Here is a 25,785-nt window from a genome sequence, read left to right as displayed (position 1 = left end):
ATGAAGTATAAAAATTGTTTCAAGAGCCGAAGCTCTTGAAAATAGTAAGGATTATAATAATCCTGCTTCTTTGAAGTATTTTTTAGCACCTTCATGTAATGGAGCAGATAAACCATCTAATAAAGATTTTTTAGTAATGTTGCTGTATGCTGGGTGAAGTTTTTTGAAATCATCAAAGTTTTCTAAAATAGCTTTGATTACTGTATAAACAGCTTTTTCACTTACATCATCACTTGTAACTAATACCGCTTTAACACCAAATGTAGGAGTTGCATCAGGGTTACCTTTGTACATTCCAGCTGGAACATCAGCTTTTGCAAAATATGGATATTTTTTGATTAATGAGTCAATATTTGAACCTTCTAAAGGAGTGATTTTTACATCAACAGAATTAGAAGCATCTTTGATATTTGCAGTTGGATGTCCTACCATGTAGAAGTAACCATCAATTTTATTATCTCTTAATGCATCAGGCATTTCAGAAGCTTTTAAAGCACCAGCAAATGATAAATCATCTTTTTTAATTCCACTTGCATCAAATAAAGTTAAAGCTGTAGCTTCATTACCTGAACCTGGGTTTCCTAAGTTAATTCTTTTACCTTTAACATCTGCAATACCATTAATATTTGCATCTTTTCTTGTAACTAATGTTAATAATTCAGGGTAGATAGCCATAACAGATTTTAATTTTTTAACTTGTTTACCATCAAATTTACCAGTTCCATTAGAAGCTTGATATACAACATCAGATTGTGCAATACCAAAATCTAATTCACCATTTTTAATAGTATTAATATTGTAAACAGAACCACCAGTTGATTCAACTGAACATCTGATTTTTGTTTCCTTCTTGTACTTGTTTACAAGTCTACAAATAGCACCACCTGTTGGATAATAAGTACCAGTAACACCACCAGTTCCTATAGTAACAAACTCAGCTGCGAATGCTGGAATTGTTAAAGCACCTAATAAAGTCATTGTTGCGATTTTTTTCATTTTTCTTCCTTTTAATTTATTTATGTATTATAGCATCTTAGTACTATATATCATGCAATTTAATTATTAGTATCATATAAATAATACATTAATTACAATTAAGTTACAAATTTAGCGAATCTATAATTTATATAAGCTTAAAACATACAAATAAAGATTTCCTATTTTTGAAGTAAATATTATAAATCTCAAAAATAAAACCTTTTTAAAATGCCTAAATAAGGGATTTTTTTAGTAATTATGAATTTATTTATAAAACTACTTGACAAATATACACTCAATAGGTTATAATTCTTTAGCAGTTTAAGACAATGAGTGCTAATAAATTAAAATGGTTGTAAAATGATTGATAAAAAAGAGTTTTTATTACAGTCTATTATTAAAGCATATATAGAACACTTAGAACCAATTGGTTCTACGCAGTTAAAATCTATGTATGATATCACTTATTCTCCTGCAACAATTAGAGGTTATTTTAAAAAATTAGGTGATGAAGGTTATCTAGCTCAAGAGCATATAAGTAGTGGAAGAACTCCAACAACTGAAGCTTTAAAAGAGTATTGGAAAACAAAACTTAATTTTGATGTTACAGATATAAATTTAAAAGCATTACAATATTATGCTTCTGAAGTAGAAGTATCAGTATTTATTAAAAAAGAAAAGTCTGATATTTTAAAAGATGTTTTAAATGTAGAAGATAAATATATGATATTAGAATTTTCTTCATTTGCCATATCTGTTAAGTTTTCAGATGCATTATATAGATTTTTACAAGATATGAGAGGTCTTACGTTAAAAGATATTTTAAAAATATCTAAAGATGTTGGAGCTTATGACATTTGTGAAGCTATTAACCAAACTTTACAAAATTCAGATTTTGAAATCTTTAATTATAAAGAGTTTTTAAATCTTGCCTTAACATATGATTTTGATGAATTGACTATAAATAAGTTTTTAAAAGGTCAAATTTTAGATGAATTGGATGAAGGTTTATATTTTGAAGGTTTCTTACCTATTGGATATATAGGTATTTGTCATTATTGCAAAATTAATAACGAAGATGTGAAGATGCTAGTAATTGGGCAACTTCCAAAAAATTATGAATATTTTTATAAAAAAATTACAACTTTTTAGGAGAAAAACTTGAGCGAAGAAAAAAAAGAAGAATTACAAACAGAAGAAGTACAAGAGACTGAAACGGAAGTTATAACAGATGAAGTACCAGCAAAAGAAGAAACAGTTGAAAGCGTTAAAGCTGAATTAGAAGAAAAATTAAAAGAGGCAGAAGATAAGTATTTAAGAGTACATGCTGATTTTGAAAATATTAAAAAAAGATTAGAAAAAGAAAAATATAATGCAATTGATTATGCAAGTGAAAAATTTGCAAAAGATTTATTAGCACCAATTGATTCTTTGGAAATGGCACTAGCAGCAGAAGAAGCAGCAAAAGATATGCCAGCTGATGAATTATTAGCAAAATTAAAAGAAGGTGTTGAGTTAACAATTAAAAACTTCTATACAGCTTTTGAAAAACATGATATTTCAACAGTAGAAACAGATGGAGATTTTGATCCAAACTTCCACGATGCTGTAATGCAAATTGATAGCCCAGATCATGAAGATGGACAAATTGTTCAAAGACTTCAAAAAGGTTATAAATTAAAAGAAAGATTATTGAGACCAGCAATGGTTTCTATTTGTAAGAAATAGATTTAATAAGCGTTGACCGTAATGTCAAAAAACTAGAATGAATTAGACAAAAATTAAATTAAAAAATAAAACTTGATAAGGAAGAAAAATGAGTAAAGTAATTGGAATTGACTTAGGAACTACAAACTCTTGTATGGCAGTTTATGAAGGTGGTGAAGCGAAAGTTATACCTAATAAAGAAGGGAAAAATACAACTCCTTCAATCGTAGCATTCACAGATAAAGGTGAAGTTTTAGTAGGTGATCCTGCAAAAAGACAAGCTATTACAAATCCTGAAAAAACTATTTATTCTGTAAAAAGAATTATGGGTTTAATGATGGACGAAGAAAATGCTAAAGAAGCACAATCTAAAGTTGGATATAAAATCGTTGATAGAAACGGTGCAGCAGCAGTTGAAATTGGAGATAAAGTATATACTCCTCAAGAAATTTCTGCAAAAATTTTAGGAAAATTAAAAACAGATGCAGAAGAATATCTTGGTGCTCCTGTAACTGATGCTGTTATTACAGTACCAGCTTATTTTAATGATGCACAAAGAAAAGCAACTCAAGAAGCTGGAACAATTGCTGGACTTAATGTATTAAGAATTATTAATGAGCCAACAGCTGCATCATTAGCTTATGGTTTAGACAAAAAAGGTGAAGAAAAAGTATTAGTATATGATTTAGGTGGTGGTACTTTTGATGTTACTGCGCTTGAAATTGGTGATGGTACTTTTGAAGTTTTATCAACAGATGGTAATGCATTCTTAGGTGGAGATGATTTTGATAATGCAATTATTGATTGGTTAGCAAAAGAATTTGAATCTGAAAATGGTTTCGATGTTAAAAATGACAAAATGGCATTACAAAGATTAAAAGATGCTGCTGAAAATGCTAAGAAAGAATTATCTTCAGCTGAATCAACAGAAATTAACTTACCATTTATCTCTATGGGTTCAGCTGGTCCTGTTCACTTAGTTAAATCATTAACAAGAGCTAAGTTTGAATCAATGACTGAAGATTTAATTACTGAAACTTTAGAGCACATCAAAGTTGCTTTAAAAGATGCTGGTTTAGATAAAGATGAAATTGAAGAAATCATTATGGTTGGTGGATCTACTAGATTACCAAAAGCAAATGAAGTTGTAAGAGAATTCTTTGGAAAAGATTTAAATAAAGGTGTTAACCCTGATGAAGTTGTAGCTGCAGGTGCTGCTGTTCAAGCTGGTGTATTAAAAGGTGATGTTAAAGATGTATTATTACTTGACGTTACTCCATTATCACTAGGAATTGAAACTTTAGGTGGTGTTTTAACTAAATTAATTGAAAAGGGAACTACAATTCCTGTTAAAAAATCTCAAGTATTCTCAACAGCTGAAGATAACCAACCAGCAGTATCTATTCACGTAGGACAAGGTGAAAGAGAATTTGCTAAAGATAATAAATCTTTAGGTATGTTTGAATTATCTGATATCCCTGCTGCTCCAAGAGGTGTTCCTCAAATTGAAGTAACATTTGATATTGATGCAAATGGTGTTTTAAATGTATCTGCTAAAGATAAAGGAACTGGTAAAGAAAATAAAATTACTATTTCTGGTTCATCTGGACTTAGCGATGAAGAAATCGAAAAAATGGTAAATGAAGCTGAAGCAAACAAAGATGCAGATGCTAAGAAAAAAGAAGTAATTGAAGTAAGAAACCAAGCTGATGCTTTATTACATTCAACTAAGAAAACATTAGAAGAAAACCCTGATGCAGTTTCTGAAGAAGAAAGTAAAGCAATCGTTGATTCAGCAGCTGAACTTGAAGAATTATTAAAAGATGAAAATGCTACTAAAGAGCAAATTGAAGAAAAAGTGAAAGCTTTAACTGAAAAATCTCATAAATTAGCAGAAGCTATGTATAAAAAAGAAGATGGAGATCAAGCAGGTGCTGCTGGTGAACAACCAAACAAAAAAGCTAAAAAAGACGATGACGATGTTATCGATGCTGAAGTAGAGTAAATCTCTGCTTCATGCAAACAATAATATTTCTACTACTTACTTTTTTAATTGTAATATTCTCTGTATTACAATACTTCAAAAGCAAAAACTCAAGATTAGATAAATTAAAATCAGGCGAATGCCCAGATTGTAAAGAAAAAACAAAAACTTTTTTTGATGATAATACAAAAACAACTTTTACACAAGAAGTTATAAGTGCTAAAATATTAAAAGGTGGTGGATGCTCTGGTGTTCCAGATATTGAATATAGATGCAAATCGTGTGGACTTAAGGAAGTTTATAACTCTTAAGTGGATATAATTCCAAAAAACTTGGGATTAGTACTTTGAAACATTATTTATTTATTACATTTTTACTCTTTTTATTTATTGGTTGTACTACAAAAAATGGAGTATTACCAGAAGTAAAACCTACTGAAAAAACGAAACAACTTACAAAAATAAAAAAAACTCCCTTTGACTATTTAGATGGCTTTTATGATGATGACTTAGACTTAGCGCTTGATGTATTTAAAAAAGCTTGTACAAAATCAAAAAGAAAAGAACAATTTAAAGATGTATGTGAAAACTCGCTAGATTTTACTAATGGAAAAGAGTTTTTTACAAAAAACTTTACACCAAAAGTTTTAGTTTCAAGTACAGGTGATACTGGTTTAATCACAGGCTATTACGAACCTTTACTTTATGGAAGTAGAACAAAGTCTGATTTATATCCATATCCAATATATAAAACTCCAAAAGATTTAGTAACAATTAAAAATAAAAAAAGACATTCAAATTTTAAGCATTTAAGATATAAAGCAAAACTAAAAAAAGGAAGATATTATCCTTATGATACAAGAGAGCAAATTGAAAAAAGAGATGATTTAGAAGTTCTTTGTTATGTTGAAGATAAAATTGATTTGTTTTTTTTACAAGTTCAAGGCTCTGGACGAGTTTTATTAGATAATGGAGAGTTAATTAATGTTGGCTATGCAAATCAAAATGGAAGAAAATATAGATCAATTGGTAAAAAATTAATAGAAGATGGTTACTTAGAAAAAGAAGAAGTGAGTTTACAAACTATAAAAGCTTTTTTATTACAAAATCCACTAAAAGTTGATGAAATATTAAACTATAATCCTAGTTATGTTTTCTTTACTGAAAAAAAACAAACAGCAACAGGAAGTTTGAATGTACCTTTAGTAGCAAAAAGAAATATTGCAGTTGATAGAAGATATATCCCTTTAGGCATGCCAGTATTCTTAGAAACATCAAATCCAAAAACAAAAAAAGCTATTAATAAACTTGTAATTGCAGCAGATACAGGTGGTGCAATTAAAGGTGAAATAAGAGCAGATTATTTTTTAGGATATGGAGATGAAGCGATGGAATTAGCAGGTCTTATGAAAGAAGAAGGAAGACTTTTTATGCTAATTCCTAATGTTGTAGTTGATTAAAAGAAAACTTTCTTAACTACAACAACCATTTCCACAGCAATTATCTCTTGCATCTGAATAAAATTTTATAACAAAATTGTTATACATTTCTTCTACTTCAAACTCATGCTTTTTACAAAAATCTTTATTCATTGTACTCTTCATTTCTAATGCTTTCATAAGTGCATCATCTTTTGATTGAAACTTTATATTACTTTCTAAACTACTTTTTTTAAAACATGCGCACTGGTTTGCTACAACTATTTTGTACACAAAAACTCCTTATATAATTTATAAATTTTAATGCTGAAATAATAGCTAAAAAGTGCAATTTAATTTATTAAAGCCATTTAAGAAGTAAATATAGATAAAATATCTCAATTATTAATACAAAAGGAACAAAATGCATATTACAAATTTAATTTCTCAGAACTTTGGAAAATTTGCAAAAAAAGAGTTTCCTTCATTTATTCAAAAAACTATAAATGCAGGATACGTAAAATTTTTAGGTTTAGATATGAGTGAGTTTAAAAAACCAAAATTTTATAAATCTTTAAATGCTTTATTTACAAGAGAATTAGAAATAAATAGAGAAATTAATGAAGATAAAAATGTAGTTATTTCTCCAACTGATAGTTTGATAACTGAATGTGGAAAAATAGAAGATGATATTGCTTTACAAATTAAAGGAATGGAATATAGTGTAGAAGATTTATTAACTTACTACTGCAACGATAAAATAGAAAAAATTAAAAATGGTTCATTTATGAATTTTTATTTATCACCAAAAGATTACCATAGATATCATGCTCCTAGTGATTTTAATCTTAAAAAACTTATTCATGTTCCAGGAAAATTATATCCTGTAAATTTAAAATATTTAAATAAAGAACTTGATTTATTTGTACAAAATGAAAGAGTTATTATAGAGTGTGAAAAAAATGGAAAGCTATTTTATATGGTTTTTGTAGGTGCTCTTAATGTTGGTCAAATGGTATTTGAATTCGAACCAAAAGTTGAAACAAATTTAGATACAGCAGAAATAAAAGTATATGAATATGAAAATGTACAAATTTCTAAAGGTGATTGTTTAGGTTACTTTAAAATGGGTTCAACTGTAGTAATGCTATGGGAAGAAAATAGTGTTGAAATAGAAGAATTATTAAATCAAGATGTTAGATTCGGACAAGTTATAGCAAAAGAAATATAATTTTCTTAATAAATAACAAAAAATAATTTTGCTATAATAATCATAACTAAAGAATTGGAATAACTATGAATAATAAAATCTTTTTAAAAATTGGTTGGATGCTTATTATAGCATTGCTTGGTTACTTATTTTTTGTCGTATTTTTTCTTTCACCAAAAGTAAATACTTACTTAAGCGATACAGAAATTAAAAATGAAAGACTTCAATTTAATAAAGTTGTTTCAATAATAAATAATAAATCTAAGACTTTTGAAAATAAAGATTTATTACTAAAAGAAGTTGAACTATTATTAAGTAGTGTAACTTTAGCAAAAACTGGGCAAATTTATATTTTTGATAGTTCAGGAAATGTAGTAATTGATTCAAGTAATGAATTTGACTCTAAAAATATATCAAAACTAATTCTTCCAAATTCTGAAAATAAACTTTTTTTAGATGAAATTAAAAAATCATATAATAGTAAAACGGCTTTTGAATATTTATGGAATAAACAATATGACATTTATAACTATGCTTATCCAAAAATTTCGTGGGTACAGTACAATAAAAGTTTAGATTGGTACATAGTTTCTTCAATTTATAAAGAAGACTTCTCAAGTTATGTTGATGGAATTAATTCTTTAATTTTAAACATTTCGATTTTATTATTCGTAGTACTTGCAATCATAGGTATATTTATTACTGTAAAAGTGGTTGCTCCTATTAACAAGATGTTCTCTGAAGTTCAAAAAGCACAAGTAGAAACTAATGAATTTGAATCAGCTCCAAAATCAAAAGATGAAATTGGTTTTTTAGCAAATCAATTTAATACTTTACTTGATCAAGTTGAAACAAATAGAAAAACATTAGAAGATCATGTTCAAAAGAAAACAAAAGAGATTAGTGACAAACTTTACTACGATGAGCTAACAAATCTGAAAAATAGATATGCATTACAAGAAGATATTAAAGACTGTGATTTTGTTTCAGTGGCTTTAGTTGATATTGATTCTTTTGATGATATTAATGAACTTTATGGTTTCTCAACTGGTAATCTAGTTTTAATTGAAACAGCGAATGTTTTAAATGAGTTTGCTAATAAATACAATGTTACTGTAAATAGAATTCATGGTAATGTATTTAGTGTTACAGATAAAAGAATGATGGGATTCTCTAAATATGACCAATTCATTAATGAGTTATCAACATTATTTAAAAATAGAGCTATTCTTATTGAAGAACTAGATATTGAAATATTTATCGATATTACATTAGGAATTTCAATTGCACAAGAAGAACCACTTAAAACTGCGGGAATTGCTTTAAAGAAAGCTAAGAAAAATAATCAAAGATTCTTTGTTTACAATAATGAATTAGATACAAAAGAGATTATTGAGAAATCAATTTTCTGGAGAGAAAAAATCAAATGTGCATTAAAAGACAATACAGTAACTCCATTTTATCAGCCTATTTTTAACAAAGACAAAGAAATAGTAAAATATGAAACATTAATGAGAATAAAAGACTTAGATGAAGAAGGAAATGATACTTATTTACTTCCATATTTATTTTTAGATGTTGCTGTTAAAACTAAGCAATATTTACAATTATCAAATCAAGTTATTTCAAAAGCATTATCTGATTTAAATAGAACTGATAAACAAATATCTTTTAACTTAAGTTTCAAAGATATCTTAGATATAGATTTTGTTGAATCTTTAGATAAAAACTTAGATAAAATTGATTCTGTTAACAAAAAAAGAATTGTATTTGAAATATTAGAAAGTGACCATATTGCAGATTATACTATCCTAGAAGATTTTATCGAGAAATATAGAAATCAAGGTATTAAAATTGCAATTGATGATTTTGGTACAGGTTACTCTAACTTTGCACATATTTTAAAAATTAGACCAGACTATATAAAAATTGATGGTTCTTTAATTAAAGACATTAATACGGATAAAAATTCATATGAAATGGTAAAATCTATAATAGAATTCTCAAAAGCTTTAAATATAAGGGTTATTGCAGAGTTTATTCATTCACAAGAGGTGTTTGATTTGGTTAGTGAATTAGGAGTTGATGAATTCCAAGGTTTCCATTTAGGAAAACCTGATCCACATATTGAGTAATTTTAATAAAACAAAAGTTTATTTTTGTAAAATAATAGCAGAATTAAAAATTAAATAATAAGGGTACAAAATGTCTACAATTACAGAACTAGGTTCATTACCATTAGCAGGTACAAAAAAAGGTGTTATTTCAGTTTCTAATGTTACTGAGCCTTACGGAAAAGATACAGCAGATATCGTAAGTATTGGTGTTTCATTAAATGGTACAGATATTCAATGGAAATCACATATTCCTTATGAAAACTTAGATGAAATTATTACTATTTTACAAAAAGCTAGCGAAGATAGAAAAAACGCATAATCTCAGAATATAAAAGATAAGATTTTTTTCTTATCTTTACTTTATAAATACTTTTTAGAAACTTTTTTTTGTTATAATTATCTTATTAATTTAATTAAAGGAAACAATTGAAAAAGCTATTTATACTTATTACACTAATTTCATACCTAACTACGGCATCTTTTGCAAAAGATGTTAAATCATTAATAGTTGATGAACTTGAAGTTTTTATCCAGAAAAATATTATTATTGTTGATATTAGAGATAAAAGTAAATGGAAGCAAACAGGAATTATTCCTAACTCTTATAGAATAACCTATACAAGTAAAGATGAAAAAAAATGGTTACATACATTAATAAGATTAATTAAAGACAAAAATAGAGCATTTGTTTTGATATCAAAAGATGGCAAAAAAGCAGAAAAATTGGCTTCAAAGTTATATAATGAAAAAAAGATGAGAAATGCAATGTATCTTAAAGGTGGAATTGATGAATGGGTTGATTCAGATAGAAAAATTATAAACTACTAAGCTTCATACTTAGTAGTTTCTCTTAATTCTTGTTGCCATAAAACCATTCCTCCAAATAAATGAGATGTATTTTTATAATCTTGCGATATCAAATAATTCCCAATAGTTCTAGTTCTATTTCCTCTTGCACATATTAAAATAAAAGTTTGATCTTTTGATGTAACAAGCTTTTCAAATTTATTCATCCAATCTTCTAAATTATATTCACCATTGTCATCAAAAAATGTTAAAAGATGAGAATTTTTAATTAATCCTGTTCTCTTCCATTCTTCTTCCCTTCTAACATCAATCATCACAATATTATCATTAATCATTTTTTCTACAATTCTTGGTTGTAAATCTACTAATTCATTCATAAATATCCTTTTATAAAGAAGATTTTATCATAATTATCTTATAAATAAATATAATAAAATCTTATATTTAATAAGAAAAGAATTTAGAATTAACAAACTCTTTACAAAATTTTAATATAATAAGATATATTTACAACCAAACCATATTAGGACTATTGATGAGAAAAATATTATTACTATTGTTTATAAGCTTATATGCTTTTTCATTAGAATTTGAACAAAATTTTTTAGAGCCAGATGAAGCTTTTAAAACGGAAATAGTAAAAGAAAATAAAAAAATTGTTTTCAAATTAAATTTAGGGAAGGATATATATTTATATGATGATAAACTTCAAGTATTAATTACCAAACCTTCAAAAATTGATATTACAAAAGAAGTGGATATTCCAAAACCTGTAGAATATGATGGGTTTATTGTTCATTTTACAAATCAAAATATTGAAGTACCTTATTCTTTAATTGAATCAAAAATAGCAACTAGCACAGCTGAGTTAACTTTTAAGTTTCAAGGTTGTTCTAAAGCTGGGCTTTGTTATGCACCAATGAGTGAGAAGTTTGAGTTAAATGATTTTTCTAATACTTCAAAGCAAGAGAGTACAAGTCAATTAGTAAGTGAAAAAAAAGTAGAAAAATTAGCAGATAGTACTGTTGAATTAAATGAAACAGACAGTATTGCAAATACTTTGAAAACAGGAAATATGTTATTAGTTTTAGCTACATTCTTTGGATTTGGTTTATTACTTTCATTTACTCCTTGTGTTTTTCCAATGATTCCTATTTTATCTTCAATTATTGTAGGTGCATCTCAAAATGAAAAAATGACAGCAAGTAAAGGCTTCTTTTTGTCACTAGTTTATGTTTTAGCAATGGCAATGGCATATACAATTGCAGGTGTAATAGCAGGATTATTTGGTGCAAACTTACAAGTAGCACTTCAAAATCCTTATGTTTTAACTGTTTTTGCAGCTATATTTATAGCACTTGCATTTTCAATGTTTGGATACTTTAAAATCGAGTTACCACAAAGTATTCAAAATAAAATAAATAAAACTACAGATGGAAAAGAGAAACAAGGTATCTTAGGAATTGCAATTATGGGGTTCCTTTCAGCATTAATTGTTGGACCTTGTGTTGCTCCTCCACTTGCAGGTGCTTTGGTTTATATTGGACAAACAGGTGATGCAGTTCTAGGTGGACTTGCACTGTTTGTGTTAAGCATAGGAATGGGAATGCCATTGTTATTAATTGGAATTGGTGCAGGAAAATTCATGCCAAAACCTGGTGGATGGATGGATTCTGTTTCAAAAGTATTTGGAATTGTAATGCTAGCAATTGCTATTTGGATGTTAGATAGAGTTTTAGATGCAAGTATTGTAATGTTTTTATGGTCATTATTATTCTTAGGAGCTGCAATTTACTTAAACGTATACAAACATATTTTAGCTCAACTTGTAACTGTTGTAATATTCCTTTACGGTGTTTCTTTATTCTTTGGAACTATCTCAGGAGCTACAAATCCTTTAAAACCATTTGAAAAATTTACAAATGCTTCAGGAGTTGTTAGTCAAACACAAGCTTTGAAATTCTCTTATATTAAAAATATTGAGGAGTTAGATTTAGCAATTGCAGCTTCTTCTAAACCCGTAATGTTAGATTTTTATGCGGATTGGTGTGTAGCTTGTAAAGAGTTAGAAGAGATAACTTTCAAAGATCCTGAAGTAATTAAAAAACTTCAAGGATTTACACTTTTAAAAGCTGATGTAACAGCAAACAATGATGATGATAAAGCTTTACAAACAAAATATGGAATAGTTGGACCTCCAGGATTAGTTTTCTGGGATACAAATAATAAAGAAGTAAAAGCTTCTAAAATTGTAGGATACAAAAATCCAAAAGATTTTCTTGAAATTGTGAATAAATATTTTAAATAAGCGCATATTTGTTATACTTCCTAAAAATTAAATAAAAGGCTTCAAATGAACTTTGAAACAATTTTGGGAAGTAGCGATTTTCTTGAATATTTAAGAGGTAAAAAAGCAACTTTCCTTTTATCAGGAAGTGTTACAAAAACTTGTGAAATTCCTAATATCTCTCAAGCTGGAATTCCTGGAAAACTTTCATTAACACCTACATTAGATGCAGAATTCTTATGTTTAAAAGAAGTTCGTTCTTTAGAAGATATTGCTCAAACTCCAAAAGGAGTACCAACTCCTGCACTTATCACAAGGGCAGTTCATGAACTAAAACCTTTTTCAAATATTGAAATACTTGATTTAGGATTAGAAGTTAAACCAAAAATTGATTACTTTAAAATACATGATTTTGATTTAGAGCCAAGTGCACGAATTGATGATGGTGCAAAAATTGATGCAATGGCAGTTTTTCAAGCAGGAGTACAGTTTGCAAGTTCGTATGAAACAAATGACGATTATGTAATTCTTGCAGAATCAGTTCCAAGTGGAACAACAACAGCAAATGCTACAGCTAAGGCTTTAGGTTATTCAAGTGATGGATATTTTTCAAGCTCTTTTAAAAATAATCCAAGTGATATTAAAAATGAAACAATAAAAAATGCTTTAAATAGAGTTTTACAAAATGATGATGTTTTTGCAAAACTATCAAATGTAGCTGATAATATGCTAATTTTTAATGCAGGTTTTGTTTTAGGAAGTACATCAAAAGATTTAAAAGTAATACTAGCTGGTGGTACTCAAATGGCTACTGTACTTTTAATTGTTAATTCTATTTTAGAAAGTATGCAAGGAGAAATTAACTCTTCAAATATTGCTTTATGTACTACTAAATGGATTAATGAAGATGAAAACTCAAATATAAAAGCACTTTTACAACAGCTTGCATTTCCTATAAATGCTTATGCTTCTAGTTTTGACTTTTCAGAATCTTCTCACCCTGCATTGAAACTATATGATGAAGGCGAAGCAAAAGAGGGTGTTGGTTGTGGTGCTGCTTTATGTTATGCAGCAATTAATTCAATTGAAAAAATCACATTAACAAAAAAAATTGAAAGTTTTTTAGGATAAATCATGGAAATTTTTATATCAACATTTTTAAAAATGTTTTTTATTATGACACCATTTTTTGTGTTGTCTGTTTTTTTAACAGTAACTCACGATGCAACAATAAAAGAAAGAAAAAAGTTAGCAATTAAAGTTACAACATCTGTGATTGTAGTAAGTTTAGTATTATTGTTTTTTGGTAATCATATTTTTGATGTATTTGGAATAACTTTAGATGCTTTTAGAATAGGTGCTGGAGCACTAATGTTTTTATCCGCAGTTGAATTAATCCAAGGGAACAAAGCTACAGCTAAAGTAGGAGATAAAGATATCTTAGACTTAGCAGTCGTACCTCTTGCTATTCCTATTACCATTGGACCTGGAACTATTGGTATTTTACTAGTAATGGGGGCAACTTTTGAAAACAAGTCTTCAATGGTAATGGGAAGTTTAGCTTTGATTTGTGCTGTTTTAGTAATAGGGATTATGCTTTATAGCTCTAATATTATTGAAAAGATTATCGGTAAACAAGGGCTTTTAGTGATTTCAAAAATAACAGGATTATTTTTAGCTGCTTTATCTGCTCAAATTGTATTTACGGGTATTAAAAACTTTTTAGGTTTATAATGAAAATATTATATTTTGGTGGTCAAAAATCAGGGAAAACAAGCGCTGCTTCACAAAAAGCACTTGAACTTTCAATAAATCAGAAACCATATTATGTTGCTACTTACGATAATTCTTACAATGACTCTTCAATGCAAAATAGAATTGATAAACATTTAGAAGATAGAGTTGATGAGTTTTTAACTATTGAAGAGCCAAAAGATTTAGACAAAGTAATTGAAGATAATAAAACATATTTAGTTGATTGTGTTTCTATGTGGCTTTTTAACAATCTTGAAAAAGATGAAGAAGTATTAAAAAAACAATTACAAAATGTCTGTAAAATAGATGCAAATATTGTTTTTGTTTTAAATGATGTTTCTTGTGGAGTAATTCCTTTTGATAGTGAGTCTAGAAGATTTGTAGATTTCTCAGGACTTATAGGACAAGAGTTAGTAAAGCTTTGTGATGAAGTTTATGAAGTTAAATATTCACTTTCAAAAAGATTAAAATGAAACAAATACTAAACGCTTTTTATTTTGCACTTTCGTATTTTTCGATTATTCCTGTATTTGTAAAAGAGATGAAAATTACAAATGACACTTATAAATACTCTCTTGCTCTTTTGCCATTAGTTGGTTTTATACTTGGGTGTACTGTAATAGCTTTAAATCTTTTTTTAAATGAGCTTTTTAATCCATTATATTCAGCTTTTGTTGCATCTGTCTTTTATTTGGTTCTTTATGGATTTTTACATTTAGAAGCTATATGTGATGTAGTTGATGCATGGTTTGCTTCTTATTCAGGAAAAGATCCATATAAAATCATGAAAGACCCAACTATTGGAGCAATTGGTGCTTTATATGCTTTTTGCTTTGTTTTATTAAAAGTTGGAATCTCTACTTATATTTTATATAAACAAGAGTATGCTTTGTTTATTATAGTTTTAGTGTTTTCTAGACTAAATTTCATGTATTTATTACAATTTTTTAAATTTAACAAAGATAGCTTTTTATCACTTGCTTTTCAAAGTGCAGGAGTAGGGAAGCTTAAAATAATCACTTTACTTTATGTTTTAATAGCTATGTTTTTTGCTTCAAATGTAATAATACTTTTTATAATTTCACTTCTTAGTTTTTATTTTATATTAAAAGTTTTAGATAAAAAGTTTTCTTTTGTAAATGGTGATTGCTTAGGCTTTACTCTAGAACATACAGAATTGCTTTTATTAAATATCGCATTGGCTTTAATTTTATGAAAACTTATGAACATGGTGGACAAGTAGAACTCTTTGCCAAAGAGTTAAACTGTAAAATAGATGAGATAATCGACCTTTCTTCAAACATCAACTTTATAAAACCAGAGGTAAATATTAATTTTAATAATCTTGATATCTCTTCTTATCCAATTTATGACAAGTTATATGAAAAGATTGCAAAAAACTATAAGATAAAACCATCTCAGATGGAGCTTTTCAATGGTGGAAGCTCAGCTATTTTTGCACTTTTTAGGCACTTAAATTTAAAACATTGTACTATTTATTCACCTGCGTATTTAGAGTATAAAAAAGCTTGTGTAAACTTTGGCTATGAATTAAGAACAATAAATCGCTTTGAAAATATGAATTTACCAGTAAAAGAAAAGAGCTTAGTAATTTTTGTAAACCCTTCAACTCCTGATGGAACATATTATGATTTTGATAATTTGATGGAATATTGGATTGAAAGAAATTGTACTATTTTAATAGATGAAAGCTTTTTAGATTTTTGTGATGGGGATTCAGCTATTAAGTATTTAGAAAAATATGATAAATTATATATTTTAAAATCTATGACAAAATTTTATTCAAGTGCGGGCATTAGAGTAGGTTGTATTGTATCAAATGAAAAAAATATTGATTCATTAAAAAGATTTGAGCCAATGTGGAAACTCTCAACTTTTGATTCAAACTATTTACAAGCTGCTCTTGAAGATAATAGTTTTAAAAGAATCTCAAAAGCAATAAATGCAAAAAATAAATTAGAATTAGAAAATATACTAAAAAATTCAGATTTAATTGAACTGATATATCAAAGTAGTGCAAACTATATACTTGCAAAACTAAAAACTATAAATGCAAGGCAATTTCAAGAAAAACTAAAACCATATAAAATCATGATAAGAAACTGCCAAAATTTTGATTTTTTAGATGATTCATATGTACGAATCGCTGTTAAATCATCAAATCATTTAAGTATTTTGAAAAAAGCCTTAGAAGAAATATGTTAGTAAATAATAAATATTTAAAATACTTTTCATTTATTCTGTCTTTCATTTTTATTGCTTACGTAATTTATATGATTTTTACATCTTATAATATTGTCAAAAAACAATTTATAGATATAGGTGATTTAACTTATGTAAATCAAGTAAGACGTGATGATTACACTTTAAGACTTGCAAATCATCTAACAAAAACATGCCAAGAAAATGAAATATGTGAAGTTCAAAAAATGCTAGATTTTGTAACAAGAATACCATATAAAGTTAATGAAAGTGTTGCTAGAAGTTCAAAGCAAGTAGTAAGTCAAAACTTTGGAGATTGTGATGATAAATCAAATCTTCTAATTTCAATGCTAAATATGAAAGGCTATGAAGCTTACTTTGTGTTAGTTCCAAAACATATATTTGTAATAGTAAATTTAAAAAGTAAATTAGCAAATAAAAAAGCATTATATGTAAATGATAAGGCTTTTTATATCTTAGAATCAACAGCAACAAACTCAAAAATAGGTTTTAGGTTGAAATATAAATTTGACGAAATCGAAGCGATTATTGACCCTTTTAAGAATAAGCAGTTAGTAGTAGACAAGTTAGAATATAAGTAATAAATAAAAATTTGATATAATATAATTATTATAAAAAGGAGTATCTAATGACTATGTCTATGAATTTACACCCTCAGTATATTACAAATGATAATGGAGAAAAAACATCAGTTATCATATCAATTGAAGAATATGAAAATATGCTTGAAGACTTTGAAGATTTAGTAACTGTTGCCCAAAGAAAAGATGAAGAATCAATTTCTAGTGAAGATTTTTACAAGGAATTAAAAGAAGATGGCCTTATATAAAATTCAGTGGAAACTATCTGCTAAAAAAGAATTTAAAAAGATTGATAAAACTGAAATAAAGAAAATCTTTCTTTCAATAGAAAACCTATCAAATGATCCTTTTCCCACAAATTATAAAAAACTTTTAGGTACTGAATCTATTTATAGAATTAAAGTAGGAAATTACAGAGTAATTTACTCGATTGAAAAAGATGAACTTATTATAGAAATAATAAGAGTTCGACACAGAAAAGAAGCCTATAGAAAATTTCCTTAAGGAAAAAGAATAAATGTATTTATATGAATACCAAGAAGTTCCAGAAGAAATTTCAAAAACTATAATAGATAATAAATCTTTACATAAATACTTTAAAGAAGATTGGGGAAAAGTAAGAACTCAACAATACTGTGGAATTCTTAATATTTATAATAAAGACTATTTTATTCTTCCTAAAATTTCTAAGCAAGATGAGAATAATTTAGACATATTTATATATATGTTAATGTATTGTTATGACATAAAACTTGAAAATGAACAGTTAGCTTCATGTCAAAATCATAAGCATAGTTTTATAGAAGTCTTTATTCAAATGTTCGCACAAAATTTATTTAAAGAGTTACAAAAAGGTATTTATAAAGAGTATACAACTCAAGAAAATAACTTGACTACATTAAGAGGGAAATATCTAATAAATGAAAATTTAAAGTATAACTTCTCAAAGACAAAGATTTATTGTGAATATGATGAATTCTCTATGAATAATAGTTTAAATCAATTTTTCTTATACGCAATAAAAATATTAGCAAAAAGTGTAAAAGATAAAAAGCTTTTAAAACAATGTGAATTAATTTTTGATGAGGTAGAAGATAAGAACTTTGATATAAATAGTTTGAATATTCATTTTAATAGATTAAATCAAAGATTCAAAGACTCTTTTGAGTTTGCTCTTTTACTTTTAAATAAATATATTCCTTTATTTTCACTAGATAAAAAATCCTTTGCCTTTTTATTTGATATGAATATCTTATTTGAAAAATTTATTGGTAAAATGAGTAAAGAAATTGAACCAAATACAAAACTCCAAAGTTGTGATACTTTTGAAGACTTGATATTAAAACCAGATATTATTGTAAATGATTTGATAATTGATACTAAGTATAAAAAGTTAAGTAGTGAACATAAAATTAAAAGAGATGATAAGTTTCAAATGTATGTTTATGCAAATAATTATAAGATAAAAAATACTATGCTTTTATACCCAAAGTATAAAAATGAATATGATGATGAATTGATTTTAGGTAAGAATGAAAATAAAGTAAATCTTAGAATTAAAACTGTAGATTTAAATTATGATGATAGTAGTTATAGTGAATATATAAGAAGTATTAAAATAAAATTGGAGAAAATATATGGAAGTTAAATTTAATGATATAATTTATAAAAAAAATGCAAGAAATGGTAAATCATTAAGAGATTTATGTTTTAATATTTTTAAACAATACTTAGGACTACATTTAGAATTATCATACAAAGTTATTCAAGAATTATTTAATAAAATGCATTGTAATAACAATTTTGTTGTTTTATCCAGAGATGAATGGGAAGAGAAAACTGAGAATCAAAAAAATAGATACTTTGACCCAATTATCTACAATAAAGAAGAATTGTTTTTTACTACACAGTGGGGTAACAATGGAGGAAACTGTGACAATATTAATCAAATGATTGATTTTGCCATAAAGGAAGAGTTTAGCTTAGAAGTAATTAACAATGAAGAAGATAGTAATCATGAAATAAGTACTAGAAATATAATGCTATATGGTGCACCAGGAGTTGGTAAAACACATAATTATAAAAAACTTATATCAATGATAGAAGAGGGTATTAAAGAACAAAATATTTTTAAATCAATAAGTACTAATGATAATATTACAGATGAATATAATGATATCTTTCAAAATATAAAAGATGAAAAAAGAATCGAGTTTGTAACTTTTCATCAAAGTTACTCTTATGAAGATTTTATTGAAGGATTTAGACCAACCGATGGTGGAAATATAAAATTAGAAGATGGGATATTTAAAGAAATTGCAGAGCTTGCAAATAAAAATATAGAAGAATCAAATAAAGATATAAACACTATTAAAGATGAAAAAACTTTTTTTGAATTATTTGAATTATATAAAGATTATATACAAGAAGAAATAGATGCAAATCAAAAATTTACAATAAATAATACTGCATACATTACAGATATAGAAAAGGATGCCTTTAGATATACTGGTGATAGTTGGGGAAATACTCAAAGAATGAAATTTTCAGATATTGAGTTAATGAATAAATTAAATATATGTGAAAGAAAAGATATCAAAAAATCTGAAGGCTTGAGTGGATTAGCAAATCAGCATGCAACTTATTTTTCATATCTTATTAAATCATTTAATAAATTTCAAAAAAAACAAAAAGTTAAGATTGATGAAGTTAGACAAGTAAATATAAAAAACTTCTACATAGTAATAGATGAAATAAACAGAGGAAATATCTCTAAAATATTTGGAGAGCTTATTACTTTAATTGAAGAAGATAAAAGAGATGATTATGAGATAACGCTTCCTTATTCAAAAGAGAAATTTAAAATACCATCAAATCTATTTATTATAGGTACGATGAATAGTACTGATAAATCAATTGCTACTATTGATATAGCTTTACGAAGAAGATTCACTTTTTTAAAAATGAAACCAAATGAAGAGTTGATAAACTTTTATAATGCAAAAGTTTTAATGAAGAATTTAAATGAATTTATTGGTGAAAATATAGGTGAAGATTATAAATTAGGTCATAGTTATTTTATGAAAGTTGTAAATGATGAAGAATTAGAATTTGTAAAAGAATATAAAATCAAGCCATTACTTGAAGAATATTTTTATGCAGATGAAGATAATTATAAAAAAGTAACACAACTATTAAATGAAGATGTATATGAATAACATATCAATCCTAGGCACTTCCTCAGACGCAGGAAAATCAACTATAACATTTGTAATAGCAAAGATACTTCAAGACTTAGGTTACAGCGTTGCACCTTTTAAAGCACAAAATGTATCAAATAATTCTCACGTATGTGATGATGGAAGTGAAATAGCAATTGCCCAATACTTTCAAAGTGAAGTACTAGGAGTTGAAACTTCATATCATTTAAATCCAGTATTGCTTAAGTCTGGTCGAGGAAGTTCTGCTTCTTTAATAGTTGAGGGTAAGGTAGTAGCAAATAAAGAAGTACTAGAATACTATAGAGATTTAGATTTACTAAAACCTGCTGTTAAAAGATGCTATGAATACTTAGATTCAAAATATGATTGCATTGTAAATGAAGGTGCAGGAAGTCCAGTTGAATTAAACTTAATGGATAAAGACCTTTCAAATATCTTTATAGCAAACGAATATAATACCAAAATCATATTAGTAGCAGATATAGAAAAAGGTGGAGTGTTTGCATCTATTTATGGTGTATATCATTTACTTCCAGAAAAGTTAAGAAACAATATCATAGGTGTAGTAGTAAACAAATTTAGAGGTGATTTATCTTTATTTGATGAAGGTATTAGAATAATTGAAGAAGATTTTAAAATTCCGGTTTTAGGAGTATTGCCATATATTCCATTTAACTTAGGCTTTGAAGATTCAGCTTCTTTAAAAAACTTTATACAAAATCCTAAAAATAAAAAACTTGATATTGCAGTGATTTCATATCCATATATGAGTAACTATAATGACATTGAACCACTAATTGCAGATGATGAGGTATTTGTAGAGTTTGTAGATTATAATGTATCACTTGAAAAGTTTGACCTTGTAATACTTCCAGGCTCAAAACTTGTGATAAAAGATTTAAAATGGCTAAAAGAAAATGGACTATTTGAACAAATTAAGAACTACAAAAAAGATATATGTTGTATTTGTGGTGGTTATGAAATGATGTTTGAAAATCTTGATGATAAGTATGCACTAGAAAATAGTGAAGCTTTAATAGAAAAGGGCTTTGCCAAAATTCCTGCTAGTATTACTTTTGAAAAACAGAAGATATTAGAAAAAAAAACATACGATTTATTTAATACACAAATAGAAGGTTTTGAAATACATCATGGAAAAAGTGATGAATATTCATTATCATTTGAATGTGAAAAATTCAAAGGTACTTTTGTACATGGCATTTTTGATAATGATGAGTTTAGAACTTCATATTTTAAAGAAATTAATTCTTCATATATAGGGTATAAGTTTGAAGAGTATAAAAAGAATTCAATAGATACTTTTGTAAATACAATGAAAGATAAACTCGATGTTCAAAGGATAGTAGATAATGTTTTATAGTATTGCTTTGATAGCTTATATTTTAGATAATATCTTTGGAGAGTTTGAGAAATTAAAATTTATAAAACATCCAATTATTTTAATGGGCGATTATATAAATTGGTTTAAAGAAAAATACTATGAAGATTCAATTAAAGTAGGTGCAATTCTTACTCTTTCATTACTTTTAATAGTATATCTCATCACTTCTTTCCTAGCTAGTTTTGATAATGTATTTTTTCAAGGCTTTTTAGCTTCTTTTACACTTGCTTCAAAAATGCTATACGATAGCGTGAAAGATGTAATATCAAGTAATGATTTAGAGATAAAAAAACAAAAAATTAGTATGTTAGTTAGTCGTGATACACGCGATATGACAAACTCAGATGTAAATAAAGCAGCAGTAGAAACATACGCTGAAAACTTAAGTGATGGAGTGATAGCTCCTTTGTTTTATTTATTATGTTTTGGAATAGTTGGAGCATATTTATATAAAGCTATCAATACACTTGATTCAATGGTTGGATATAGAAATGAAAAGTATGAAAACTTTGGAAAAGTATCCGCAATACTGGATGATGTTGTAAACTACATTCCTGCAAGAATTACAGCTTTTTTAATTGGACTATTATTTGCAAGTAAAAAAGCATTAAAAGAGTTTAATAAATATGGCTCTAAACATGATAGTCCAAATGCTGGCTTACCAATTGCAGCAATGGCTTTAAGTCTTGATTTAAAACTTGGAGGTTCAACTTCATATTTTGGAAAAGTAAAAGAAAAAGCTTTTTTTGGAATAGGAAAAGAAAGTATTGAAAATAGTGATGTTTTAAAGACACTTTCGTTAAAGTATCGCTTAGATTTATTTATAATAATTGTATTGATTTTAGGAGTACTATGATGACTTATGACGAATGGTTTATCCAGCAAGGAAACCTTCACGCAAATGTAATGAAAAAATTAGAAGATAAAAGTGTTGATGAGGTAATAGAATATTTTAGATTTGATAATATGGTAAAAAATGAGCCAGATTTCTGTCCATTATATAAAGACAATAAAAAATGCCATGATATGGAAGACCTAAACTGTTATCTATGTGCCTGTCCAAACTTTAGATTTAAAACAGAAGGCTTTGAAAAAACAGAGGAAGGTAGAACTTTATTTTCTGTATGTAATATTAAATCTCGAGATGGATCACAATATATTGGAGATGATTATATTCATCAAAATTGTTCAGGATGTATAGTTCCTCATAGAGAAAAATATATAAAAAAACATTTTAACCGTTCTTGGTTTGAAGTAATGAAAGATGTAAGAAGCTAAATAATAAATGCAATATTTAATTTTTGTGACAATACTTTGGGCATTTTCTTTTAGTTTAATAGGTGAGATTTTAGCAGGTCAAGTGGATAGTTATTTTGCAGTACTTATTAGAGTTGCATTAGCTTCATTAGTTTTTTTACCTTTTACAAAATTTAAAGGCATTCCCAATAAATTAAAACTAAAAATCATGCTTATTGGAACAGTACAAATTGGCCTAATGTATATCTTTCTTTATAAGTCCTTCCTATTTTTAAGTGTTCCTGAGGTTGTACTTTTTACTGTATTCACTCCTATTTACGTAACACTATTTTATGATGGGTTAAAAGGACAATTTAAAGCACTTTATCTTGTAAGTACTGGGTTAGCTGTATTTGGTGCATATATTATTCGATATCAAAATATTAATGAGGATTTTATTACAGGTTTTTTAATGGTTCAAGGCGCTAGTATTTGTTTTGCTTTGGGGCAAAGTACTTATAAAAAGGTAATGGAGTCACACAGAGAAATTAGACAAAGAGATGTTTTTGGATATTTTCATTTTGGAGCATTAATTATAAGTGCTATATCTTTCATACTTTTTGCAAATCCAGAAAAACTATCTCCTTCATTAATTCAATGGGGTGTTTTATTTTGGTTAGGTGTTGCAGCTTCTGGTTTAGGATATTTTTTATGGAACAAAGGTGCTTGTTTAGTAGATGCAGGAGTACTTGCAATTATGAATAATGCTTTAGTTCCAGTTGGGTTACTTGTAAATCTTATCATTTGGGAAAAAACAAGTAATTATTTGTTACTTTTTTTAGGAAGTGCAGTTATAGCTTTATCTTTATATCTTCACTACAATTTTATGAAACTTTATAATAAAAAATAGAGTTTCATAAAAGTTATAATAATAGCTATTTTACATTTTTATCATAAAGTAGTTTTTCCCATTTTCATATTTATATTCTAAAGTATAACCATGTAAACAAGCAATGGTTTTTACGATATATAAACCTAATCCAAAGCCATCACTTCTTTTTTCTTCTTGTGAAAAAGCTTCTGTGTAATAACTTAAATCATATTGTAATGGTTCTCCAAGAGATATAACTTGTATTTCATCTTTTGAAGCATTAATAATTGCTTTATTATTCGGAGAGAATTTAATTGCATTATCAATCAAGTTTTTAAGAGCAATTGAAAACATAGAAATATCAACTGAAAAGTTAAATGATTTGATTTTAGATGCAATATTTTCAGGATTTACCATCATGATTTCTAAAGTTTTATTATAAATATTAAAAAATGATGTTGGCTCTTTATACATCATACTATTAGCAGATGTTAGCTTTTCAACAGTTGCTAACTCTTTTATAATATCGTCCATTCTTTTAAAAGCTCTTTGTAGATTATCTCTTGTTTGTTCATTATCTAGAGTTTCTGCAATAAACATGGCTTTTGTAATTGGAGTTTTAAGTTCATGCATCATATTACGCATAAACAAATCTTTTGATTTTGTTTGATTATTTATAAGTGTAATTGCTTCATTAAAACTTTTTGCAATTGTTCCTATTTCATCATTGCTAACAGATTTTATTTTAACATCTTTATTACCATTTGAAAACTCAATAATTTGCTTATTTAATAGTTTTAAAGGTTTTAATTTTCTTTTTAAAATCGCATATAAAAAAAGTATTGTTACAATTGAAAGAATAAAAGCTCCTACAATTATTGCCATACTATAGTTATGATTTCTTATATCTTTTAACATAAGATTGTATCCATATTGTTGTACATAAATATAATAAGTATTATCATATTTATAAACTCTATATGTTCCTAAGTAATTTTGAGTGATTGTAAGTTCTTGGGCATTTTTGATTATCTCTAGTTTTTCATCTCTATCTTCTAATGGCTTAACTTGAAATTTTTTAAAAAGTTTAAAAAGAGATTGTGCATCAGGTAAATTTTGAAAAGTACTCAAAAAATTCTCAGCAATAAGCTCATATCTATTTTGTTGAGTGATTTCATGTTTTTGTTTATCAAAACTGATAAAAAATGAAAATGTAATTAGTATTGCAATAAATGCTAATGAAAATATAATATTAATAAAAGCAGAAATAGAGATATTTCTAATCATACTAATTGATATCCTATACCTCTAACAGATTTTATATATGTTTTACTATTATCAATTTTTGATAATTTTGATCTAATTCTTGAAATAATTACATCAATGTTTTTTAACGATGAATCATCTTCAATACTATCACTAGCATAAATAAAATCTTCTCTAGCAATCACTCCACCATTTCTTTGAATGAGTAATTTTAAGATATCATATTCAGCTAAAGTAAGAGTAAGTGATGAACCTTGAAAAGATATTTGCATATCTTCTTCTTTTATATTAAAAGCAGAATTATGTTCTTCTTTTTTAACTTCACTTGGTTTATCAATTCTTTTTAAAATAGTTTTTATTCTAGCTTGTAGTTCTCTTGGATTATAAGGTTTTGGTAAATAATCATCAGCACCTCTTTCTAAACCCATAACTTTATCCAAAATATCATCTCTTGCAGAACTAATAATAATAGGTATTTCAGATTTCTCTCTAATTTTAGGAAGTAATTCTAATCCATCAATTTCAGGAAGAGTTAAATCTAAGATAATTAATTGAAACTCTTTATTTACACTTAGCATAGATAACCCATTATAAGGGCTATCTGTATTTGTAACTTCTATATCAAATGATGCTAAATAATCAGTGATGATTTGAGCTAACTCTAAATCATCTTCTATCATTAATACTTTTATGATTGTAAAT

The 25,785-nt window shown here is 26.8% G+C and carries 29 protein-coding genes; 24 read left to right on the top strand and 5 right to left on the bottom strand.

All coding sequences use genetic code 11. The features are described 5' to 3' along the window. Positions 1-51: 51 nt before the first annotated feature. Entirely contained in the window at positions 52-996 is a 945-nt protein-coding gene (locus LPB137_RS13210) for a TAXI family TRAP transporter solute-binding subunit (RefSeq protein WP_076088843.1), read from the bottom strand. 342 nt (positions 997-1,338) lie between these two features. Here LPB137_RS13210 and LPB137_RS13205 point away from each other — a divergent pair, with 342 nt between their 5' ends. From LPB137_RS13205 to mltA, 5 genes are all read left to right on the top strand, one after another. Beyond that, positions 1,339-2,130 (top strand): heat-shock protein, encoded by a 792-nt coding sequence (locus LPB137_RS13205; protein WP_076088841.1) that lies wholly within the window; start codon positions 1,339-1,341, stop codon positions 2,128-2,130. Between the two features lie 9 nt (positions 2,131-2,139). After that, positions 2,140-2,706: a nucleotide exchange factor GrpE gene (gene grpE, locus LPB137_RS13200; RefSeq protein ID WP_076088839.1), complete on the top strand. Its 567-nt coding sequence runs from the start codon at positions 2,140-2,142 to the stop codon at positions 2,704-2,706. Positions 2,707-2,794: 88 nt separating this feature from the next. Next, positions 2,795-4,690 (top strand): molecular chaperone DnaK, encoded by a 1,896-nt coding sequence (gene dnaK / locus LPB137_RS13195; RefSeq protein WP_076088837.1) that lies wholly within the window; start codon positions 2,795-2,797, stop codon positions 4,688-4,690. An 11-nt stretch (positions 4,691-4,701) separates the two neighbouring features. Continuing rightward, positions 4,702-4,980, top strand: coding sequence for a hypothetical protein (locus LPB137_RS13190; RefSeq protein ID WP_076088835.1), 279 nt, complete (start codon positions 4,702-4,704; stop codon positions 4,978-4,980). Between the two features lie 35 nt (positions 4,981-5,015). Then, on the top strand, positions 5,016-6,128 hold the full coding sequence (gene mltA / locus LPB137_RS13185; RefSeq protein ID WP_076088833.1) for a murein transglycosylase A: 1,113 nt from the start codon (positions 5,016-5,018) through the stop codon (positions 6,126-6,128). A gap of 12 nt (positions 6,129-6,140) precedes the next feature. On the opposite strand, the gene LPB137_RS13180 is transcribed toward mltA, so the two are convergent. After that, positions 6,141-6,380, bottom strand: a complete 240-nt coding sequence (locus tag LPB137_RS13180) for a hypothetical protein (protein WP_076088831.1) — start codon at positions 6,378-6,380, stop codon at positions 6,141-6,143. A 130-nt stretch (positions 6,381-6,510) separates the two neighbouring features. On the opposite strand from LPB137_RS13180, the gene LPB137_RS13175 reads away from it, so the two are divergent. The 4 genes from LPB137_RS13175 (at position 6,511) to LPB137_RS13155 (ending at position 10,241) form a co-directional block, all read left to right on the top strand. Continuing rightward, complete coding sequence (locus LPB137_RS13175) at positions 6,511-7,317, top strand: phosphatidylserine decarboxylase (RefSeq protein ID WP_076088829.1); 807 nt, start codon at positions 6,511-6,513, stop codon at positions 7,315-7,317. A 65-nt stretch (positions 7,318-7,382) separates the two neighbouring features. After that, the gene (locus LPB137_RS14310; protein ID WP_122893867.1) at positions 7,383-9,431 is read left to right on the top strand and encodes an EAL domain-containing protein; all 2,049 of its coding nucleotides are present in this window, start codon (positions 7,383-7,385) and stop codon (positions 9,429-9,431) included. A 70-nt stretch (positions 9,432-9,501) separates the two neighbouring features. Further along, the gene (locus LPB137_RS13160; RefSeq protein ID WP_076088827.1) at positions 9,502-9,732 is read left to right on the top strand and encodes a hypothetical protein; all 231 of its coding nucleotides are present in this window, start codon (positions 9,502-9,504) and stop codon (positions 9,730-9,732) included. A 107-nt stretch (positions 9,733-9,839) separates the two neighbouring features. Then, the gene (locus tag LPB137_RS13155) at positions 9,840-10,241 is read left to right on the top strand and encodes a rhodanese-like domain-containing protein (protein WP_076088825.1); all 402 of its coding nucleotides are present in this window, start codon (positions 9,840-9,842) and stop codon (positions 10,239-10,241) included. Here the strand turns inward: LPB137_RS13155 and LPB137_RS13150 are convergent. Next, positions 10,238-10,597, bottom strand: coding sequence for a rhodanese-like domain-containing protein (locus LPB137_RS13150; protein ID WP_076088823.1), 360 nt, complete (start codon positions 10,595-10,597; stop codon positions 10,238-10,240). The two genes, LPB137_RS13155 and LPB137_RS13150, sit on opposite strands and share 4 nt — an antisense overlap. Positions 10,598-10,755: 158 nt before the next feature. On the opposite strand from LPB137_RS13150, the gene dsbD reads away from it, so the two are divergent. The 15 genes from dsbD to LPB137_RS13075 are packed head-to-tail and all read left to right on the top strand — an operon-like array spanning position 10,756 to position 23,856. Further along, positions 10,756-12,528, top strand: a complete 1,773-nt coding sequence (gene dsbD / locus LPB137_RS13145) for a protein-disulfide reductase DsbD (RefSeq protein WP_076088821.1) — start codon at positions 10,756-10,758, stop codon at positions 12,526-12,528. A 45-nt stretch (positions 12,529-12,573) separates the two neighbouring features. Then, positions 12,574-13,638 (top strand): nicotinate mononucleotide-dependent phosphoribosyltransferase CobT, encoded by a 1,065-nt coding sequence (cobT, locus tag LPB137_RS13140; protein ID WP_076088819.1) that lies wholly within the window; start codon positions 12,574-12,576, stop codon positions 13,636-13,638. A 3-nt stretch (positions 13,639-13,641) separates the two neighbouring features. Beyond that, the gene (locus LPB137_RS13135; RefSeq protein ID WP_083657273.1) at positions 13,642-14,241 is read left to right on the top strand and encodes a MarC family protein; all 600 of its coding nucleotides are present in this window, start codon (positions 13,642-13,644) and stop codon (positions 14,239-14,241) included. Then, entirely contained in the window at positions 14,241-14,735 is a 495-nt protein-coding gene (locus LPB137_RS13130; RefSeq protein ID WP_076088815.1) for a bifunctional adenosylcobinamide kinase/adenosylcobinamide-phosphate guanylyltransferase, read from the top strand. Before LPB137_RS13135 ends, LPB137_RS13130 begins: the two co-directional genes overlap by 1 nt. Beyond that, positions 14,732-15,478: an adenosylcobinamide-GDP ribazoletransferase gene (locus tag LPB137_RS13125; RefSeq protein WP_076088813.1), complete on the top strand. Its 747-nt coding sequence runs from the start codon at positions 14,732-14,734 to the stop codon at positions 15,476-15,478. Before LPB137_RS13130 ends, LPB137_RS13125 begins: the two co-directional genes overlap by 4 nt. Next, on the top strand, positions 15,475-16,488 hold the full coding sequence (locus LPB137_RS13120; RefSeq protein WP_076088811.1) for an aminotransferase class I/II-fold pyridoxal phosphate-dependent enzyme: 1,014 nt from the start codon (positions 15,475-15,477) through the stop codon (positions 16,486-16,488). The genes LPB137_RS13125 and LPB137_RS13120 overlap by 4 nt, the downstream gene beginning before the upstream one ends. Then, positions 16,482-17,087: a transglutaminase-like domain-containing protein gene (locus LPB137_RS13115; RefSeq protein ID WP_076088809.1), complete on the top strand. Its 606-nt coding sequence runs from the start codon at positions 16,482-16,484 to the stop codon at positions 17,085-17,087. The genes LPB137_RS13120 and LPB137_RS13115 overlap by 7 nt, the downstream gene beginning before the upstream one ends. Positions 17,088-17,134: 47 nt before the next feature. Next, a complete protein-coding gene (locus LPB137_RS13110) occupies positions 17,135-17,335 on the top strand; it encodes a hypothetical protein (protein WP_076088807.1) in 201 nt (66 codons plus the stop codon). Further along, positions 17,322-17,591: a type II toxin-antitoxin system RelE family toxin gene (locus tag LPB137_RS13105; RefSeq protein ID WP_076088805.1), complete on the top strand. Its 270-nt coding sequence runs from the start codon at positions 17,322-17,324 to the stop codon at positions 17,589-17,591. The genes LPB137_RS13110 and LPB137_RS13105 overlap by 14 nt, the downstream gene beginning before the upstream one ends. A 13-nt stretch (positions 17,592-17,604) precedes the next feature. Further along, positions 17,605-18,735 (top strand): McrC family protein, encoded by a 1,131-nt coding sequence (locus LPB137_RS13100; protein WP_076088803.1) that lies wholly within the window; start codon positions 17,605-17,607, stop codon positions 18,733-18,735. Next, positions 18,725-20,305 carry an McrB family protein gene (locus LPB137_RS13095; protein ID WP_076088801.1) on the top strand — a complete coding sequence of 527 codons (1,581 nt, stop codon included), beginning with the start codon at positions 18,725-18,727 and terminating at the stop codon, positions 20,303-20,305. The genes LPB137_RS13100 and LPB137_RS13095 overlap by 11 nt, the downstream gene beginning before the upstream one ends. Then, complete coding sequence (locus LPB137_RS13090; protein WP_076088799.1) at positions 20,298-21,689, top strand: cobyric acid synthase; 1,392 nt, start codon at positions 20,298-20,300, stop codon at positions 21,687-21,689. Before LPB137_RS13095 ends, LPB137_RS13090 begins: the two co-directional genes overlap by 8 nt. Beyond that, entirely contained in the window at positions 21,679-22,566 is an 888-nt protein-coding gene (gene cbiB, locus LPB137_RS13085; protein ID WP_076088797.1) for an adenosylcobinamide-phosphate synthase CbiB, read from the top strand. Before LPB137_RS13090 ends, cbiB begins: the two co-directional genes overlap by 11 nt. Beyond that, the gene (locus LPB137_RS13080; protein ID WP_076089381.1) at positions 22,566-22,988 is read left to right on the top strand and encodes a hypothetical protein; all 423 of its coding nucleotides are present in this window, start codon (positions 22,566-22,568) and stop codon (positions 22,986-22,988) included. The genes cbiB and LPB137_RS13080 overlap by 1 nt, the downstream gene beginning before the upstream one ends. A 7-nt stretch (positions 22,989-22,995) precedes the next feature. Continuing rightward, a complete protein-coding gene (locus LPB137_RS13075) occupies positions 22,996-23,856 on the top strand; it encodes a DMT family transporter (RefSeq protein WP_076088794.1) in 861 nt (286 codons plus the stop codon). Positions 23,857-23,886: 30 nt separating this feature from the next. On the opposite strand, the gene LPB137_RS13070 is transcribed toward LPB137_RS13075, so the two are convergent. Then, the gene (locus tag LPB137_RS13070; RefSeq protein ID WP_076088792.1) at positions 23,887-25,104 is read right to left on the bottom strand and encodes an ArsS family sensor histidine kinase; all 1,218 of its coding nucleotides are present in this window, start codon (positions 25,102-25,104) and stop codon (positions 23,887-23,889) included. Continuing rightward, complete coding sequence (locus tag LPB137_RS13065) at positions 25,101-25,778, bottom strand: response regulator transcription factor (RefSeq protein WP_228144715.1); 678 nt, start codon at positions 25,776-25,778, stop codon at positions 25,101-25,103. Before LPB137_RS13065 ends, LPB137_RS13070 begins: the two co-directional genes overlap by 4 nt. Positions 25,779-25,785: the final 7 nt, after the last annotated feature.

It is taken from the genome of Poseidonibacter parvus (genome assembly GCF_001956695.1).
Taxonomy (GTDB): Bacteria; Campylobacterota; Campylobacteria; order Campylobacterales; family Arcobacteraceae; genus Poseidonibacter; species Poseidonibacter parvus.
Note: the sequence above shows the minus strand (reverse complement) of the source record. Positions and strands in the feature narration are given on the sequence as shown.

Coding starts and splice junctions, on each gene's coding strand:
- LPB137_RS13210 (WP_076088843.1), bottom strand. CDS start 996: ATGAAAAAAATCGCAACAATGACTTTATTAGGTGCTTTAACAATTCCA.
- LPB137_RS13205 (WP_076088841.1), top strand. CDS start 1,339: ATGATTGATAAAAAAGAGTTTTTATTACAGTCTATTATTAAAGCATAT.
- dnaK (WP_076088837.1), top strand. CDS start 2,795: ATGAGTAAAGTAATTGGAATTGACTTAGGAACTACAAACTCTTGTATG.
- LPB137_RS13190 (WP_076088835.1), top strand. CDS start 4,702: ATGCAAACAATAATATTTCTACTACTTACTTTTTTAATTGTAATATTC.
- LPB137_RS13175 (WP_076088829.1), top strand. CDS start 6,511: ATGCATATTACAAATTTAATTTCTCAGAACTTTGGAAAATTTGCAAAA.
- LPB137_RS14310 (WP_122893867.1), top strand. CDS start 7,383: ATGAATAATAAAATCTTTTTAAAAATTGGTTGGATGCTTATTATAGCA.
- LPB137_RS13160 (WP_076088827.1), top strand. CDS start 9,502: ATGTCTACAATTACAGAACTAGGTTCATTACCATTAGCAGGTACAAAA.
- LPB137_RS13150 (WP_076088823.1), bottom strand. CDS start 10,597: ATGAATGAATTAGTAGATTTACAACCAAGAATTGTAGAAAAAATGATT.
- dsbD (WP_076088821.1), top strand. CDS start 10,756: ATGAGAAAAATATTATTACTATTGTTTATAAGCTTATATGCTTTTTCA.
- cobT (WP_076088819.1), top strand. CDS start 12,574: ATGAACTTTGAAACAATTTTGGGAAGTAGCGATTTTCTTGAATATTTA.
- LPB137_RS13135 (WP_083657273.1), top strand. CDS start 13,642: ATGGAAATTTTTATATCAACATTTTTAAAAATGTTTTTTATTATGACA.
- LPB137_RS13130 (WP_076088815.1), top strand. CDS start 14,241: ATGAAAATATTATATTTTGGTGGTCAAAAATCAGGGAAAACAAGCGCT.
- LPB137_RS13125 (WP_076088813.1), top strand. CDS start 14,732: ATGAAACAAATACTAAACGCTTTTTATTTTGCACTTTCGTATTTTTCG.
- LPB137_RS13120 (WP_076088811.1), top strand. CDS start 15,475: ATGAAAACTTATGAACATGGTGGACAAGTAGAACTCTTTGCCAAAGAG.
- LPB137_RS13115 (WP_076088809.1), top strand. CDS start 16,482: ATGTTAGTAAATAATAAATATTTAAAATACTTTTCATTTATTCTGTCT.
- LPB137_RS13110 (WP_076088807.1), top strand. CDS start 17,135: ATGACTATGTCTATGAATTTACACCCTCAGTATATTACAAATGATAAT.
- LPB137_RS13105 (WP_076088805.1), top strand. CDS start 17,322: ATGGCCTTATATAAAATTCAGTGGAAACTATCTGCTAAAAAAGAATTT.
- LPB137_RS13100 (WP_076088803.1), top strand. CDS start 17,605: ATGTATTTATATGAATACCAAGAAGTTCCAGAAGAAATTTCAAAAACT.
- LPB137_RS13095 (WP_076088801.1), top strand. CDS start 18,725: ATGGAAGTTAAATTTAATGATATAATTTATAAAAAAAATGCAAGAAAT.
- LPB137_RS13090 (WP_076088799.1), top strand. CDS start 20,298: ATGAATAACATATCAATCCTAGGCACTTCCTCAGACGCAGGAAAATCA.
- cbiB (WP_076088797.1), top strand. CDS start 21,679: ATGTTTTATAGTATTGCTTTGATAGCTTATATTTTAGATAATATCTTT.
- LPB137_RS13080 (WP_076089381.1), top strand. CDS start 22,566: ATGACTTATGACGAATGGTTTATCCAGCAAGGAAACCTTCACGCAAAT.
- LPB137_RS13075 (WP_076088794.1), top strand. CDS start 22,996: ATGCAATATTTAATTTTTGTGACAATACTTTGGGCATTTTCTTTTAGT.
- LPB137_RS13070 (WP_076088792.1), bottom strand. CDS start 25,104: ATGATTAGAAATATCTCTATTTCTGCTTTTATTAATATTATATTTTCA.